Origin of the sequence: Stenotrophomonas maltophilia, from assembly GCF_025642255.1 — a bacterium.
GTDB lineage: Bacteria > Pseudomonadota > Gammaproteobacteria > Xanthomonadales > Xanthomonadaceae > Stenotrophomonas > Stenotrophomonas maltophilia_P.
Window position 1 is genome coordinate 1,269,714 of the sequence record NZ_CP106759.1, and the last position, 15,973, is coordinate 1,285,686.

Sequence of the window (15,973 nt, forward strand, 5' to 3'; positions counted from 1 at the left end):
CACGCTTTCGCTCGCCTTGCCGGAACTGTGCATGGCCGGGAACGTCCAGTTGGGTGGCGTTCGTTCAGATTGCGGCCGGATCGGCGATAATGGGCGCCATGAGCGTGAATCTGAAAACCCCGCAGGAAATCGAGATGATGCGCATCGCCGGCCGCCTGGCCAGCGAAGTGCTGGACATCGTCACCCCCCACGTCAAGCCCGGTGTCACCACCGAGGAACTGGACCGCATCTGCCATGACCATATCGTCAACGTGCAGGGCGCCATTCCGGCCAACGTCGGCTACCGCGGCTTCCCCAAGACCGTGTGCACCTCGGTCAACAATGTCATCTGCCACGGCATCCCGAGCGAAGGCAAGGTGCTCAAGGACGGCGACATCGTCAACATCGACGTGACCGTCATCAAGGATGGCTGGCACGGCGATACCAGTCGCATGTACTTCGTCGGCACACCGTCGGTGATGGCGCGCCGCCTGGTGGAGACCACCTACGAAGCGATGTGGCGCGGCATCCGCGCGGTACGTCCGGGGGCGACCCTGGGCGACATCGGCCACGCGATCCAGAGCTATGCCGAAGGCGAGCGCTTCAGCGTGGTGCGCGAGTACTGCGGCCACGGCATCGGCAAGGTCTATCACGACGAGCCGCAGGTGGTGCATTACGGTCGCCCGGGCCAGGGCCTGGTGCTGCAGCCGGGCATGACCTTCACCATCGAGCCGATGATCAACGAGGGCACCCGCTACAACAAGGTGCTGCCGGATGGCTGGACCGTGGTGACCAAGGACCGCAAGCTGTCGGCGCAGTGGGAGCACATGATCGCGGTCACCGAGACCGGCGTTGACGTGCTGACCCTGTCGCCGGGCGAATCGCAGGTCTCCTGAGGATGCTGCCGGCGAGTTCGCTGCTGGACACGCCGGCCGCGTCGCTCAACGACCCGGACTGGGCTTCCGCTGCACGGCAGGCCTTGCAGCAGGCCGATGCGCGGCTTTACCGCCGTTTCGACCAGGGCGACAACATCGAGCGCCTGCTGGCACTGCGCGCGCGCGCGGCCGATCACCTGATCCGGCTGGCGTGGCAGCGCTGCCTGCCGTCCGACAGCGGGCTGTCCCTGTTCGCAGTGGGCGGCTACGGCCGTGGGGAGCTGTTCCCACGGTCTGACATCGATCTGCTGGTGTTCGGCGCGCCGCCAGCGCAGCTCGCCCACGAAGCGGGCCTGGCGCGGTTGTTCGCCCTGCTGTGGGATTGCGGATTGGCGGTCAGCCATGCCGTGCGCTCGGCGGCGCAGTGCCGCGAGGCGGCCGCCGACCAGACCGTGCTGACCGCGCTGATCGAAGCGCGCCCGATCCTGGCCGACGATGCGGCGCGCCGGGCGCTGCGCGAAGCAACCGACGACGACAGCGGACTGTGGCCGGCGCGCACCTTCTTCCTGGCCAAGCTGGAGGAACTGCGCAACCGCCACCAGCGTTTCGGCGATACCGCCGACAACCTCGAGCCCGATCTGAAGGATGGCCCCGGCGGGCTGCGTGATCTCAATACGCTGGGGTGGATGGCGCTGCGCGCGTTCGGCGTTCGCGACCTTGAGGCGCTGGTCGGGCTGGGCCATCTGGGTGCCGACGAAGCCGCAGCGCTTCAGCGCGAGCGCGCGGTGCTGGCGCGCCTGCGCTTCGGCCTGCACCTGGTGGCACGGCGGCCGGAGGAGCGCCTCCGCTTCGATTACCAGAAGACACTGGCCGCGCGGCTGGGTTTTGAGGACGACGCCGAGAACCTGGGCGTCGAGAAGATGATGCAGGGGTTCTATCGCGCCGCTTCGGTGGTGCGCCGGATCAGCGACCGCCTGCTGCAACGCTTCGAGGAGCAGTTCGACGGCGAAGCGCTGCCGGAACCGCTGACCGTGGGTTTCTCGCTGCGCCGCGGCTATCTGGCGGCGAACGAGGCGGCGTGGCCGCGCGGCGACATCGGCCAGGTGTTCGCCCTGTTCGCCGGCTGGGCCAACAACCCGCAGGTGCGTGGCCTGCATTCGCTGACCGCGCGCGCACTGGCCGAGTCGCTGCCGCTGCTGCCCGCCTATGACCAGGCCGATGCCGATGCGCGTGAGCAGTTCATGGCGCTGCTGCGTGGCCAGCGCCCGGTCGACACGCTCTCGCGGATGGCCCGGCTGGGTGTGCTGGGCCAGTGGATTCCCGCGTTCGCCCAGGTCAGCGGGCGCATGCAGTTCGACCTGTTCCACGTCTACACCGTCGATCAGCACACGCTGATGGTTCTGCGCAATATCGGCCAGTTCGCCAGCAGCCGTGCCGACGAGCGCTTCTCGATCGCGCATGAAGTGTGGCCGCGGCTGCGCAAGCCGGAGCTGCTGCTGCTGGCCGGGCTGTTCCATGACATTGCCAAGGGCCGCGGCGGCGATCATTCCGAGCTGGGAGCGGTGGATGCGCGCGCGTTCTGCCAGGCGCATGCGCTCAGTGCCTCGGATACCGAACTGGTGGCGTGGCTGGTCGAACAGCACCTGCGCATGTCGGTGACAGCGCAGAAGCAGGACATCGCCGATCCGGCCGTGATCCATCGTTTCGCAACCCTGGTCGGCAGCCGCGACCGCCTCGACTACCTGTACCTGCTGACCTGTGCCGACATCGCCGGCACCAGCCCCAAGCTGTGGAACGCCTGGAAGGACCGGCTGCTGGCCGATCTGTACTTCGCCACGCGGCGCGCACTGCGCGAGGGTCTGGAGCATCCGGCGCCGGCCGCCGAGCGCGTTGCCGAGGCGCGTGACAGCGTGCGCGCGCTGGTACGCGAACAGGGCTATGACGACGCCACGATCGACCGCCAGTTCGCCGTCATGCCTGATGAAGGCTTCATCCGCCTGCGTCCGGAGCAGCTGGCCTGGCAGGCCGCTGCGCTGGTGCCGGTGAAGCAGGGCCAGGCGCTGGTGAAGGTGCGCCGCATCAGCGTCGACGACCCCGCGCTGGAAGTGTTCGTGCATTCGCCGGATCGCGACGGCCTGTTTGCTGCCATCGTGATGACGCTGGACCGCAAGGGCTACGGCATCCATCGCGCACGGGTACTGGACGGCCCCGCGGGCACCATCTTCGATACCTTTGAGGTCAGCCCCGCCGATACCTTCGCCGATGGCAGCAGCGCCAACCTGGAAGCTGCGCTGCGCGAGGCGCTGGCCGGTGACCTGGGCCGTCTGCGCCCGTCGCGGCGGGTGGTGCCGCGGCAGCTGCGTCACTTCCGCTTCGTGCCGCGCATCGAGTTCCGCGATGAGCCTGGCGCAACCCGATTCGCCCTGGTCGCACCCGACCGCCCCGGCCTGCTGGCCGACGTGGCGTTCGTGCTGCGCAACCAGGGCCTGCGCGTGCATGACGCGCGCATTGCCACGTTCGGCGAACGCGCCGAAGACACCTTCGTGATCAGTGACGAACACGACCTCCCCCTGACCGAACCCGCCCGGCAGCAGCTGCATGACGCGATGCTGGCCTGCCTGGACCCTGATCGAAACGCCGGAGACCCCACCTGATGGCCACCAAGCCTGCAAAGAAGACCGCCGCGACCGCCAAGAGCGCAGCGGCCCGAAAGACCACTGCCGCGACGGCCGCAAAGAAGACCGTTGCCCCGGTGAAGAAGGTGGCTTCCGCGAAGAAGCCGGCGCCGAAGAAGGCCCCGGCCAAGAGCGCGGAAGCCGCGCGCGCCGAGACCATCGCCCGCAAGTCGCTGCGCAGGCCGGCCGCGCCGGGCGTGGAAGAACTGAAGTTCGGTATCGAAAGCGCCTTCGAGCGCCGCGCGACGCTGACCCTGCATGAACTGGAGGGCTCGACCCGGGTGCTGGTCAACCGCGTGATCGACGGCCTGGAAAGCGGCGAGTTCCGTGTCGCCGAGCCGGACGGGCAGGGGGGCTGGAAGGTCAACGAATGGCTGAAGAAGGCGGTGCTGCTGTACTTCCGTGTCAATGACATGGCAGTGGTCGACGCCCGTCCGGCCCCGTTCTGGGACAAGGTCGAATCGCGCTTTGCCGGGTACGACGAAGCGAAGTTCCGTCGTGCCGGGGTACGCGTGGTGCCGGGCGCGATCGCGCGCCGGGGTACCTACTTCGGCAAGGATGTGGTGCTGATGCCGAGCTTCACCAACATCGGCGCCCATGTCGGCGAGGGCACGATGGTCGATACCTGGGCCACCGTCGGTTCCTGTGCGCAGATCGGCCAGCATTGCCACCTGTCCGGTGGCGCCGGCATCGGCGGCGTGCTCGAACCGCTGCAGGCCAGCCCGACCATCATCGAAGACCATTGCTTCATCGGCGCGCGTTCGGAAGTGGTGGAGGGCGTAGTGGTCGGCCACCACAGCGTGATCGGCATGGGCGTGTTCCTCAGCCAGAGCACCCGCATCTACAACCGCGCCACCGGCGAGATCACCTACGGCTACATCCCGCCGTACAGCGTGGTGGTGTCGGGCTCGCTGCCGAGCAAGGACGGCACGCACTCGCTGTACTGCGCGGTGATCGTCAAGCAGGTCGATGCCCGCACCCGCAGCAAGACCAGCGTCAACGATCTTCTGCGCGGCCTGGCGGACTGACGATGGCTGCGCCGGACGACCTGGCGCAGTCCGCGATCTACCGGCATCCGTTCGACAACGTGTTCGCGCGGATGCTGCCGCGCCTGCTGCACGCACCGCGCTGGACCCGGCTGCGCCGCGCGCTGTCGCGGCGCTGGCCGATGCCGGCGCTGGCCAGCGATGTGCGCGACGTGGTCTACGCGAGCTGGTGGGTCGATGTGCGTCATGCGCCGTCACCGCCGCCTGGCCATCACTACGTGGTCCATGCCGGTCGTACGCCTTACACCATCCTCAGCTATCGCCACGGCCACTTCGGGCCGGCCCTGGCCGGCCCTCTGCGGGCGCTGATGCCATCGCCGCAGCAGAGCAACTGGCGCTGGTACCTGCGCCGCGACGACGATCCGGACGGCACCCCGGTCGTGCTGTTCGACCGCAACGTGATGGATCAGCTGGCCTTCGTCGCCGGTGCGCGTGCCTTCAGCGATGCCATGCAACCTCATCTCTCCGTGCGCTTCGCACATGTGCTTGAGGCCAATGGCGGCGGCCATACCCTGATCGAAGGTGGGCACGGCAGCGCGCCGGCGCTTCGACTGCAGTGGCAGGTTGCCGCAGGCTGGGACGATGCCACGTGGTCGGCGGCCTTTGGCGGCCATCACGCCCTGCTGCGTTTCCTGACCTGCCAGGACGAGGCCATCGCCCGTACCTGTGACGGGCACTGGGCCAGCACCCGCATCGACCTGCCGGTGGAGCTGACCCATCTGCGGCCGCTGCACCTGCAGGGTACGCTGCAGTGCCCACGCCTGCAGGCGATGGGCGTTGCGCTGCCCGACGGGCTGGCCTTCCACCTGCCACGCGTGCCGTTCCGGGTCGTGTCCGAGCGTCTGTTGTGAGATTCTGACCCTCTGTTTTCCAGCATTGCCGATGGCCATGAGCACCACTGTCTACGGATTGAAGAACTGCGATACCTGCAAGAAGGCGACCAAGTGGCTGGACCGCTTCGGCGTGCCATACACCTTCGTCGACTACCGCGAGACCAAGCCCGGCCCGGAAACGCTGGTCGAGTGGGCCGCGCAGCTGGGCGGCCTGTCCGCGATGGTCAACCGGTCATCGACCACCTGGCGGCAGCTGCCGGACAACCGCAAGGCGGCCGCCTCCGATGCCGAGTGGAAGCTGCTGCTGCGCGAGTACCCGCAGCTGATCAAGCGCCCGCTGGTGGTGACGTCCGACGGCAAGGTCAGCCAGGGATTCAGCGACAACGGGTTCAAGGCGCGCTTCGGCGTGGGTGGCGCGTGAGCGCGGTGCTGGACCTGGCCAGCGAGCTGATCGCACGGCCATCGGTCACGCCGGACGATGCCGGCTGCCAGGCGCTGCTTGCGGAGCGGCTGCAGCGTGCGGGGTTCGACTGCGAGCACCTGCGCCTGGGCGACGTCGACAACCTGTGGGCGACCCATGGCAGCGGTGCGCCGGTGCTGGTCCTGCTGGGCCACACCGACGTGGTGCCACCGGGACCGCGCGAGGCCTGGCAGAGCGATCCGTTCGTCCCGCAGATCCGCGATGGCGTGCTGTACGGCCGTGGCGCGGCCGACATGAAGGGCAGCGTAGCCGCGTTCGTGATCGCGGCCGAGCAGTTCGCCGCAGCCCACCCGTATCACGCGGGAACGCTGGCGGTGCTGCTGACCAGTGACGAGGAGGGCGATGCGATCGACGGCGTGCGCCATGTCGCGCGCCTGTTCGCAGAGCGCGGCCAGCGCATCGACTGGTGCATCACCGGCGAACCCTCGTCGACCGCAACGCTGGGCGATCTGCTCCGCGTCGGCCGCCGCGGCAGCCTGTCGGCGAAGTTGCGCGTGCAGGGCGTGCAGGGCCATGTGGCCTACCCGGAGAAGGCGCGCAACCCGATCCACCAGGCGGCGCCGGCGTTGGCCGAACTGAGTGCGCGGCGCTGGGACGAGGGTTACGAGAGCTTTCCGCCGACCAGCCTGCAGATCTCCAACATCCATGCCGGCACCGGTGCCAACAACGTGATTCCGGGCGAGCTGGAAGTGGATTTCAACGTCCGCTACAACCCGCATTGGGATGCGCCGAAGCTGGAAGCGGAGATCACCGCGGTGCTGGACCGCCACGGCCTGCAGTACACGCTGAAGTGGCACCGCAGCGGCGAGCCTTTCTACACGCCCGAAGGCACGCTGCGTGCCGCCGCGCGCGCTGTGCTGGCCGACCACATCGGCGGTGCGCCGGAAGAAAGTACCGGTGGCGGAACGTCCGACGCCCGCTTCATCGCGCCCTTGGGCGCGCAGTGCATCGAAGTGGGACCGGTCAACGCCAGCATTCACCAGGTCGATGAGAACGTCCGCGTGGACGAGCTTGAGGCCCTGCCGGGCCTGTACCTGCGGCTGGTCGAGCGCCTGCTGGTGTGAGGCACGACGCCGGGCATGGCCCGGCGCCGCCCTTGGCCGACGGTAGCGCCGGGCCATGCCCGGCGTACGACGCACCTGGTTGCCAACGCAACTGTTGCGCGGCCCCGGAAACCGGGTTAGGGTCGGGTCATGTCGATCCGCCTGGCCACCGCCGTCAACAACAACCGCAATAATCTGCGCGCGAATAATCGTGCGCGGCCGATGCGGGACTGCGCCCTGGGTAGATAGACAGCAACACACGCCCGGACACCAGAAAACCCGCATCGGCCGATGCGGGTTTTTTTGTGCCCGGGCGCAGCGCTACCCGGGCCTGGATGGCCGGTCGAACACCTTTCCCCTCGTAGAACCGACAACAGGAGTTCCCCCATGTGTTCGATCTTCGCAATCTTCGGCCTGCAGGCCGGTGATGATCTTCCCGCCCTGCGCCGGCATGCGTTGGAGCTGTCGCAGCGGCAGCGTCATCGTGGCCCGGACTGGAGCGGCGTCTACCTTGATGAAGGTGCACTGCTGGTGCACGAGCGGCTGGCCATCGTCGATCCGGCGGGTGGCTCGCAGCCGCTGTTGTCGGCGGACGGTCAGCTGGCGCTGGCGGTCAACGGCGAAATCTACAACCATCAGCTGCTCAAGGCCGCGCTGGCCCACCCCTACGACTTCCAGACCGGCTCGGACTGCGAGGTGATCAACGCGCTGTACCGGCAGGGAGGCTCGCCGTCCCGCTGGCTGGAGCAGCTCAACGGCATCTTCGCCTTCGCGCTGTGGGACCGCGATGCAGGTCGCGTACTGGTGGCGCGCGATCCGGTCGGCGTGGTGCCGCTGTACTGGGGGCACGACGCGCAGGGGCGCCTGCGTGTGGCCTCGGAGATGAAAGCGTTGGTGGATACCTGTGCCGACGTTGCCCAGTTCCCGCCGGGTCATTACTACGACAGTGCCAGTGGCGAACTGGTGCGCTACTACCAGCAGCCCTGGCGCGAGTATGCGGACGTTGAAGGGCGCCAGGCCGATCTGGCCGAGCTGCGACAGGCCTTTGAACATGCAGTGGAACGCCAGCTGATGAGCGACGTGCCGTACGGCGTGCTGCTGTCCGGTGGACTGGATTCGTCGCTGGTGGCCGCCGTCGCCGCCCGCTATGCCCGCCGCCGCATCGAAGATGGCGGCCAGAGCGAAGCCTGGTGGCCGCGCCTGCATTCGTTCGCGATCGGGCTGAAGGGATCGCCCGATCTGGCCGCCGCCGCCGTCGCCGCCGAAGCGCTGGGCACCGTGCACCACGGCTTCGAGTACACCTTCGAGGAAGGCCTCGACGTGCTCCCCGAGGTGATCCGCCATATCGAAACCTACGATGTCACCACCATCCGCGCGTCCACGCCGATGTTCCTGCTGGCACGGCGGATCAAGGCGATGGGGGTGAAGATGGTGTTGTCCGGCGAAGGCAGCGACGAGATCTTCGGCGGCTACCTGTACTTCCACAAGGCACCGGACGCGCGCGAATTCCACCAGGAGCTGGTGCGCAAGCTCGATGCCCTGCACAACTACGATTGCCTGCGTGCCAACAAGTCAATGATGGCCTGGGGCGTGGAGCCCCGCGTGCCGTTCCTGGACCGCGACTTCCTCGATGTGGCGATGCGCATCGACGCCGCGCACAAGATGGTCGGCAGCGGCTTCGGCGGTCGCCGTATCGAGAAGGCGGTGTTGCGTGAAGCGTTCGATGGCTATCTGCCGGACAGCATCCTGTGGCGCCAGAAGGAGCAGTTCAGCGATGGCGTCGGCTATGGCTGGATCGACGGATTGAAGGCGCACGCCGAGGCGCAGGTCAGCGACCGGGTACTGGCCGCCGCCGACAAGCGCTTCCCTCACAACCCGCCGCAGACCAAGGAGGCGTACTACTATCGCCACCTGTTCGAACAGTTCTTCCCGAGCAGGGCCGCGGCCGAAACGGTCCCGGGTGGAAAATCGATCGCCTGTTCCTCGCCGGCCGCGATTGCCTGGGACGCGAGTTTCGCCGCAGCGGCCGATCCGTCCGGCCGGGCGATTGCCGGGGTACACGAGCAGGCCCTGGCGTGACCGGCAGCGCCAGGCCACGACCGGCGGGCGCGCAGCGTCGGCGCAGGCAAGGACGTATCATCGCCCCCCTGCACATTGGGGAATGTTCATGGACGTACAGAGCGAGGGCCGGGCGCCGCCGATGAAGTGGGGGTGGCGCTACGTGGCCTGGGCCGGGCTGCCGTTGCTGGCCGGCCTGCTGCTGGCGCGGTATGCCGGGCCGGCGGCGCCTGAAGCGGTCGCACGCGCCACGGTTGCCGACGAAGGCAGCTGGGCCCGGCATCTGTCATCGCCGCTGGGCCTGTTCCTGCTGCAGCTGCTGGTCCTGCTGCTGGTGGCCAAGGGCGCGGGAGCGCTGCTCAAGCGCTTCGGCCAGCCGGCGGTGATCGGCGAAATGGCGGCAGGCCTGATGATGGGCCCGTTGGTGCTGGGCAGCCTGTTGCCGCAGTTGCATGGCGCGCTGTTCCCGGCGGCGTCGCTGGCGCCGTTGGGCCTGCTCAGCCAGCTGGGTGTGCTGATGTTTCTGCTGGTGGCCGGTGCCGAACTCGACCTGGCCGCACTGCGCGGACGACGGCGGTTCGCGTTCACCGTCAGCCATGCCGGTATCGCCGTGCCATTCATGCTGGGCGTGGCCCTGGCGATCTGGCTGTACCCGCAGCACGGTCCGCAGGGCGTGGGCTTCACGTCCTTCGCGCTGTTCGTCGGGATATCGATGAGCATCACGGCATTCCCGGTGCTGCTGCGGATCCTCGCCGATCGCGGCATCACCCATACGCCGCTGGGACAGACCGCCATTGCCTGCGCGGCACTCGGCGACGCCACGGCCTGGTGCCTGCTGGCGCTGATCGTGGCGGCTGCACAGGCTGGTGGCTGGCTGCCGGCAAGCCTCAACCTGCTGGGCGTGGTGGCCTTCGTGGTGCTGATGCTTGGCCTGGTGAGACCGTGGTTTGCCCGCCAGCAGGTCGTGGCAGGACGCGAAGGACGGTGGTTGCTGGGCATCCTGCTGTTGTCGCTGGCCAGTGCGTTGGTGACCGAGATGCTGGGCATCCATGCGTTGTTCGGTGCATTCGCTGCGGGCGTGGCGGTGTCATCCAATGCGCCGCTGCGCGCACTGCTGATGGCCCGCGTCGAGCCGTTCGCGGTGACCCTGCTGCTGCCCCTGTTCTTCGCCATGACCGGCCTGCGCATGCGCGCCGACGCACTGCACGCCGGCGACATCGTGCTGTGCCTGGTGGTGATCGCGGTGGCCACGGCCGGCAAGCTGCTGGGCACATTCAGTGCCGCCCGCAGCACCGGCCTGCCGGCCCGCGAGGCATGGCGGCTGGGAGCGCTGATGAACACGCGCGGCCTGATGGAACTGATCGTGCTCAACCTGGGCTATGAGCTGGGCCTGCTCGGGGATCGCCTGTTCGCGGTGCTGGTGGTCATGGCACTGGTGACCACTGCGATGACCGGGCCGTTGTTGAACCTGATCGAGCGCCGCCGCACCTGAGCCGGTAGCGCCGGGCCATGCCCGGCGGCTTTGCTGTCCGTCCGCGCTGCGCGCTCGCCGGGCATGGCCCGGCGCTACCCCTCTATCTCGCCGGCACCAGCGTCATCACGTGCTGGGCCTTGCCCGGCAGGAACGGCGAGGGGCGGCCATGCACCCAGTCTTCGTGGCCCGCGCCCCAGTAGGGGGACAGCGGGTGGCCACTCTGGCCACCGGGCATGTGCACGATGCCGTCGGCTTCGTGACCGGGGGAGACAACCATCCGCTGCGAAGCACCGAAATCCGGGGCCTGCACCCGTGGCATGTCGCGGTCGCCGGGCAACGGCTCGGCCGGCATGCACAACGCGCGGCGTGCGAAGGCGGGCAGGGCGCGACTGACCGGGTGGCAGATCGACGCGGTGTTGCGCTCTCCCCAGCGGCGCTGGGCCAGCGGTCCCTGGCCGGCAAGATCTGCTTCCAGCTCACGTGCGGCCTTCGCCAGCAACGCATCCCAGCTGTCGATACCGGGTGGCAGCAGATGTGCCGGGCGCTGTTCCAGCATCGGCCAGACCACGCCTTCCAGCTCGGGCAGCCGCGGCGGCAGGTAGTCGGCGCCCAGCTGTGCGCGGGCAGGCGCGAGCAGCGCGCCTTCGACCGCATCGAGCACCTTGCCACGGAAGCCGCGGGTGATGCGATAGCTCACCGAGTCCACCGATGCCCGTCCTTCCCAGTGCGCATTGGCTTCATGCAGGCGCTGCAGTGCAGGGTCGCTGCTGTGTGCGGTGATCTGCTGCAGCAGCGCCCACCAGCGTTGCAGCATTACCGCGCGGTCATCGAGCTGGATCGCCAGCAGGTCGTGCTCATCGAAACGGTCCTGGACCGCCAGCAGGTCGCGGATCTGCCGCGCGCGGGCGCCAAGGTCGTAGCCGCCATTGCCGGCCACTGCCAGGGCTGCGCCGTCCAGCACGCGGCCGTTGGCCGTCCACAGACGGTGGTCGGCGGGATCGATCAATGCGGGGGCAGCGTCGCTGCGCAGCGACCAGGGTGCGCAGGCGTCATTGCGGGCTGGCGCGTAACCGGCCGCCGCACATCCGGGGCCACGGTCCGGACGGGCGCCGATCAGACGCCAGGCGATGCGCCCGCTGCGGTCGCCGATCACCAGGTTCTGTGCAGGAATGCCGGCGCGGTCGGCCACGCGCAGGGCCTGGTCCAGGTCGCCCGCGCGGGCCATGTCGGCGAAATCCAGGCGCACCGCGCCGGGCAGATGTGCGACCCAGCGCAGTGCGTCGCCGCTGCCATCGGCGTGGGTGTGCAGGATCGGCCCCCAGGCGGTCTCGCGCACCGGGAACACCACGTCATCCTGGCCGGCCACGGCGATGCGCTCTTCGTGCACCGTCACCGGGGCAGTGGCCGGTTCGTTGCGGAAATCCGCGGTGTCGATGTAGCTGTTGGTGAATCCCCAGGCGATGTGCCCGTTGCTGCCGACGATGACGGCCGGTAGACCGGGCAGCGAGAAGCCACTGATGTCGACCTGGCCATCGGCCGCCTGCGGATCGGGATAGCGCAGGCGCACGCGGAACCAGAGACCGGGTGCACGCAGGCCCAGGTGCATGTCGTCGGCAACGATCGCACGGCCATCGGCAGTGAGGGCGCCGGCCACGGCGAAGTTGTTGCTGCCCACTGCGCCGGTTTCCACCGGCACGGGGGCGGCCGAGGCGGCCAGCGTGCGCAGATCCAGTTGCCCTGCATCGGGCAGCAGGGCATTGCCGCGCGGCTCGCCGAACAGGGGCGCATCCCATTCGCTGCCCTGGTGCGCGATCAGCGCATGCAGCGCCGGTGGCACCACCGCCTGGATGCGGCTGAGCGCCAGTTCAGTCCGGTTGCCCGGATCCTGCAGGTCGGCATACATGGCCAGCCCGGCCAGCACGCTGTCGCTGGCGGTCCATGGCTGCGGCGCCTGCCGCAGCAGCAGGTAGGCCCATGGGCGCACGGAGAGATCGGCCAGGCCCTGGTTGACCCCTTCGACATACGCGTTTACCGCCGCGGCGTTGCTGCCAAGGGCGGCCTCCAGATGGGCTTCGGTCCGCGCGCGCAGGCGATGAACCCGCATGCGCTTGTCCACCTCGATGGCCTTCGGGCCGAACAGCGCAGCCAGTTCGCCGGCTGCGCTGCGCCGCATCAGGTCCATCTCGAAGTAGCGCTCCTGCGCGTGGACACGGCCGAGCGCACGCATGGCGTCGGCCTGGCTGCCCGCGGTGATGGTGACCACGCCCAGCGCGTCGCGCTCGACAGTGACTGCTGCGCTTAGGCCGGGCAGGGCATGTTCACCTTCCAGATCGGCCAGGCTGCCGCGCAGCAGCAGCCACGCTGCCAGGGCCACCACCAGCAGGGTGGCGATCAGCACGCCGAGCAGCCAACGCCATGTACGTCGCATTGCAGGTCCTTTCCGAACGCCGGGGCCGATTGTAGCCGCAGGCGCAACTGCGACTGATTCCGATTAGATCACCGTATCCCGAAATGGGGCACCCTATGCCGCATCGATTCACAGGAGCCCCCCATGAAAGGCAACCCGGACGTCATCGCCTGCCTGAAGGAACTGCTGCGCGGCGAGCTTGCCGCGCGTGACCAGTACTTCATCCACTCCCGCCGTTACGAGGACCAGGGCCTGTTCGCGCTGTATGAGCGCCTGAACCACGAGATGGAGGAAGAGACCCAGCATGCCGACGCGCTGCTGCGCCGCATCCTGTTCCTTGGCGGTGATCCTGACATGCGCCCGCACCTGACCGAGCCGGGTACGACGGTGGAGGAGATGCTGCAGAAGGATCTGGACACCGAGTACGCCGTGCGCAACAACCTCGCCGCCGGCATGAAGCTGTGCGAAGAGAAGGGCGACTACGTGAGCCGCGACATCCTGCTGGCGCAGCTGAAGGACACCGAAGAGGACCACGCCTGGTGGCTGGAGCAGCAGCTGGGCCTGATCAAGCGCATCGGCCTGGAGCTGTACCAGCTGAGCAAGATCGACGGCAGCGGCGCCCCGGCGCACTGAACCGGTACCGTCGCCCGCCAGCACCGGAGCATCGCTCGCCAGCCTTCGCCCGCCAGCCGCTCCACCGCCCGCCAGCCGACAACGAAAAAGCCGGGGAATGCCCCGGCTTTTTCGTGTCTGGTGCTGCGTTTCGGTAGCGCCGGGCCATGCCCGGCGGGCAGAGCTGGGGTCAGAGCCCTTTCCGTTGGAAAGGGATCCGACCCCGCTGCGTCATTCCACTGACAGGCCTTCGACCTTCTGCCAGCCACGCGGCAGCAGGTGGCCGCGGGTCGCCCGCGCGCCGAGGTAGGCATCGAGCTCGTTGAACTTCAGGCCCATCGTGCGCTGGCCGGCGCGCACCTGCAGGGTCTGCCCCGGCCCGATCGCCACGATGGCGACCACGCGTTCCGTGGCCAGCTTGGCCTTGGGGATCTCGATGATCTTGTTGCCCTTGCCCTTGTCCAGTTCGGGCAGATCGCTGGCCGGAATCGCCAGCAGGTTGCCCGAGCTGGTCACCGCCACGATGCGGTCGCTCTCGACATTGGCGACCACCGCCGGTGGCAGCACCGACGAGCCGGCGGACAGGTTCAGCATCGCCTTGCCGGCCTTGTTGCGGCCGATCAAGTTCTCGAAGCGGGTGACGAAGCCGTAGCCATGGCTGGACGCGAGCACGAAGCGTGCGTCCGGCTCGGCGCTGGCCAGGGTGACGAAGCTGGTGCCGGGCGCCGGCGAGAAACGGCCGGTCAGTGGCTCGCCGTTGCCCCGCGCAGAAGGCAGGGTGTGCACCGCCGTTGAATAGGCCCGGCCTTCGCTGTCCAGGAATGCGACCTGCTGGGTGCTGCGCGCGCGCACGGCGCCCTGCAGCGCATCGCCATCGCGATAGGACAGGGCCGACGCGTCCACGTCATGACCCTTGGCGGCGCGGATCCAGCCCTTCTGCGACAGCACCACCGTCATCGGCTCGCTCGGCACCAGTTCGGTCTCGTCGATGGCCTGCGCCGCCTGGCGCTGGACCAGCGGCGAGCGGCGCTCGTCGCCGAACTTCTTCGCATCGGCTTGCAGCTCGTCGCGGATCAGCTTCTTCAGCTTGGCCTTGCTGTCGAGGATGCCGATGATCTTCTCGCGTTCCTTGGCCAGCTCGTCCTGCTCGCCGCGGATCTTCATTTCCTCCAGGCGGGCCAGCTGCTTCAGCTTGGTCTCCAGGATGTACTCGGCCTGTTCTTCGGACAGGCCGAAGCGCGCGATCAGTGCGGCCTTCGGTTCGTCCTCGGTACGGATGATATGGATCACCTCGTCCAGGTTGAGGAAGGCCACCAGCAGACCTTCCAGCAGGTGCAGGCGGCGTTCGACCTTCTGCAGGCGATGCTGCAGGCGGCGGGTGACGGTGTTGCTGCGGAACGTCAGCCATTCGCTGAGCAGCATCTTCAGGTTCTTCACCTGCGGACGGCCGTCCAGCCCGATCACGTTGAGGTTGACGCGGTAGCTGCGCTCCAGGTCGGTGGTGGCGAACAGGTGGCCCATCAGCTGCTCGGCATCGACGCGGTTCGAGCGCGGCACCAGCACCACCCGCACCGGATTGGCGTGGTCGGATTCATCGCGGATGTCTTCCAGCCACGGCAGCTTCTTGGCGCGCATCTGCGCGGCGATCTGCTCGATCACCTTCGAGGGCGATACCTGGAACGGCAGTGCGGTGACCACGATGTTGCCGGCTTCACGGCTGAACGTCGCGCGCGCACGCACGCTGCCGTTGCCGGTCTCGTACAGGGTGCGCAGATCGTTGGCGGCCGTGATGATCTCGGCGCTGGAGGGATAGTCCGGGCCTTTCACGTGCTCGCACAGGTCGCGCACGGTGGCATCCGGATCGTCCAGCAGGTGCAGCAGCGCGCTGACGATCTCGTTGAGGTTGTGCGGCGGCACATCGGTGGCCATGCCCACGGCGATGCCCGTGGTGCCGTTAAGCAGCAGGTGCGGCAGGCGGGCCGGCATCCACGTCGGCTCCTGCAGCGTGCCATCGAAGTTGGGCGCCCAGTCGGTGGTGCCCTGGCCCAGCTCGCCCAGCAGCACCTCGGCGATGGGGGTCAGCTTGGATTCGGTGTAGCGCATCGCCGCGAACGACTTCGGGTCGTCGCTGGAGCCGAAGTTGCCCTGGCCCTCGATCAGCGGATAGCGGTAGGAGAACGGCTGGGCCATCAGCACCAGCGCCTCGTAGCACGCGCTGTCGCCGTGCGGGTGGTATTTACCGATGACGTCACCGACGGTGCGTGCGGACTTCTTCGGCTTGGACGCGGCATTCAGCCCCAGCTCGCTCATCGAATAGATGATGCGGCGCTGCACCGGCTTCAGGCCGTCGCCGACGAACGGCAGGGCGCGGTCCAGGACCACGTACATCGAGTAGTCGAGGTAGGCGCGTTCGGCGTACTCGCGCAACGGCAGTTGTTCGAATCCGTGGAACACGGGGCGGGCAAGTTCGGTCATGCGGCGTTGTTACCT

The 15,973-nt window shown here is 68.3% G+C and carries 11 protein-coding genes; 9 read left to right on the forward strand and 2 right to left on the reverse strand.

The features are described 5' to 3' along the window. Positions 1-98 precede the first annotated feature (98 nt). The 8 genes from map (at position 99) to N8888_RS05920 (ending at position 10,482) form a co-directional block, all read left to right on the forward strand. Positions 99-875 (forward strand): type I methionyl aminopeptidase, encoded by a 777-nt coding sequence (gene map / locus N8888_RS05885; RefSeq protein WP_111185881.1) that lies wholly within the window; start codon positions 99-101, stop codon positions 873-875. Between the two features lie 20 nt (positions 876-895). Then, on the forward strand, positions 896-3,508 hold the full coding sequence (locus tag N8888_RS05890; RefSeq protein WP_429001219.1) for a [protein-PII] uridylyltransferase: 2,613 nt from the start codon (positions 896-898) through the stop codon (positions 3,506-3,508). Next, positions 3,508-4,557, forward strand: a complete 1,050-nt coding sequence (gene dapD, locus N8888_RS05895) for a 2,3,4,5-tetrahydropyridine-2,6-dicarboxylate N-succinyltransferase (RefSeq protein WP_263177866.1) — start codon at positions 3,508-3,510, stop codon at positions 4,555-4,557. Before N8888_RS05890 ends, dapD begins: the two co-directional genes overlap by 1 nt. Before the next feature lie 2 nt (positions 4,558-4,559). Next, positions 4,560-5,426 (forward strand): hypothetical protein, encoded by an 867-nt coding sequence (locus N8888_RS05900; protein ID WP_263177867.1) that lies wholly within the window; start codon positions 4,560-4,562, stop codon positions 5,424-5,426. A gap of 31 nt (positions 5,427-5,457) precedes the next feature. Further along, positions 5,458-5,829, forward strand: a complete 372-nt coding sequence (locus tag N8888_RS05905) for an arsenate reductase (protein ID WP_180875666.1) — start codon at positions 5,458-5,460, stop codon at positions 5,827-5,829. Beyond that, entirely contained in the window at positions 5,826-6,953 is a 1,128-nt protein-coding gene (gene dapE / locus N8888_RS05910) for a succinyl-diaminopimelate desuccinylase (protein ID WP_263177868.1), read from the forward strand. Before N8888_RS05905 ends, dapE begins: the two co-directional genes overlap by 4 nt. 366 nt (positions 6,954-7,319) lie before the next feature. Then, complete coding sequence (asnB, locus tag N8888_RS05915) at positions 7,320-9,011, forward strand: asparagine synthase B (protein WP_053518338.1); 1,692 nt, start codon at positions 7,320-7,322, stop codon at positions 9,009-9,011. 82 nt (positions 9,012-9,093) lie between these two features. Then, entirely contained in the window at positions 9,094-10,482 is a 1,389-nt protein-coding gene (locus N8888_RS05920) for a cation:proton antiporter domain-containing protein (RefSeq protein WP_263177869.1), read from the forward strand. Positions 10,483-10,564: 82 nt separating this feature from the next. Here the strand turns inward: N8888_RS05920 and N8888_RS05925 are convergent, their stop codons facing one another. After that, positions 10,565-12,892 carry a penicillin acylase family protein gene (locus tag N8888_RS05925; RefSeq protein ID WP_263177870.1) on the reverse strand — a complete coding sequence of 776 codons (2,328 nt, stop codon included), beginning with the start codon at positions 12,890-12,892 and terminating at the stop codon, positions 10,565-10,567. Positions 12,893-13,015: 123 nt separating this feature from the next. Here N8888_RS05925 and bfr point away from each other — a divergent pair, with 123 nt between their 5' ends. Beyond that, complete coding sequence (gene bfr / locus N8888_RS05930) at positions 13,016-13,504, forward strand: bacterioferritin (RefSeq protein ID WP_053518345.1); 489 nt, start codon at positions 13,016-13,018, stop codon at positions 13,502-13,504. A 210-nt stretch (positions 13,505-13,714) separates the two neighbouring features. On the opposite strand, the gene parC is transcribed toward bfr, so the two are convergent. Continuing rightward, complete coding sequence (gene parC, locus N8888_RS05935) at positions 13,715-15,958, reverse strand: DNA topoisomerase IV subunit A (protein WP_053518348.1); 2,244 nt, start codon at positions 15,956-15,958, stop codon at positions 13,715-13,717. Positions 15,959-15,973: the final 15 nt, after the last annotated feature.

Bases quoted from the DNA above. Each gene is read 5' to 3' on its own strand.
- N8888_RS05920 (WP_263177869.1), top strand. From the start codon at position 9,094: ATGTTCATGGACGTACAGAGCGAGGGCCGGGCGCCGCCGATGAAGTGG.
- asnB (WP_053518338.1), top strand. From the start codon at position 7,320: ATGTGTTCGATCTTCGCAATCTTCGGCCTGCAGGCCGGTGATGATCTT.
- bfr (WP_053518345.1), top strand. From the start codon at position 13,016: ATGAAAGGCAACCCGGACGTCATCGCCTGCCTGAAGGAACTGCTGCGC.
- map (WP_111185881.1), top strand. From the start codon at position 99: ATGAGCGTGAATCTGAAAACCCCGCAGGAAATCGAGATGATGCGCATC.
- parC (WP_053518348.1), bottom strand. From the start codon at position 15,958: ATGACCGAACTTGCCCGCCCCGTGTTCCACGGATTCGAACAACTGCCG.
- dapD (WP_263177866.1), top strand. From the start codon at position 3,508: ATGGCCACCAAGCCTGCAAAGAAGACCGCCGCGACCGCCAAGAGCGCA.
- N8888_RS05925 (WP_263177870.1), bottom strand. From the start codon at position 12,892: ATGCGACGTACATGGCGTTGGCTGCTCGGCGTGCTGATCGCCACCCTG.
- N8888_RS05900 (WP_263177867.1), top strand. From the start codon at position 4,560: ATGGCTGCGCCGGACGACCTGGCGCAGTCCGCGATCTACCGGCATCCG.
- N8888_RS05905 (WP_180875666.1), top strand. From the start codon at position 5,458: ATGGCCATGAGCACCACTGTCTACGGATTGAAGAACTGCGATACCTGC.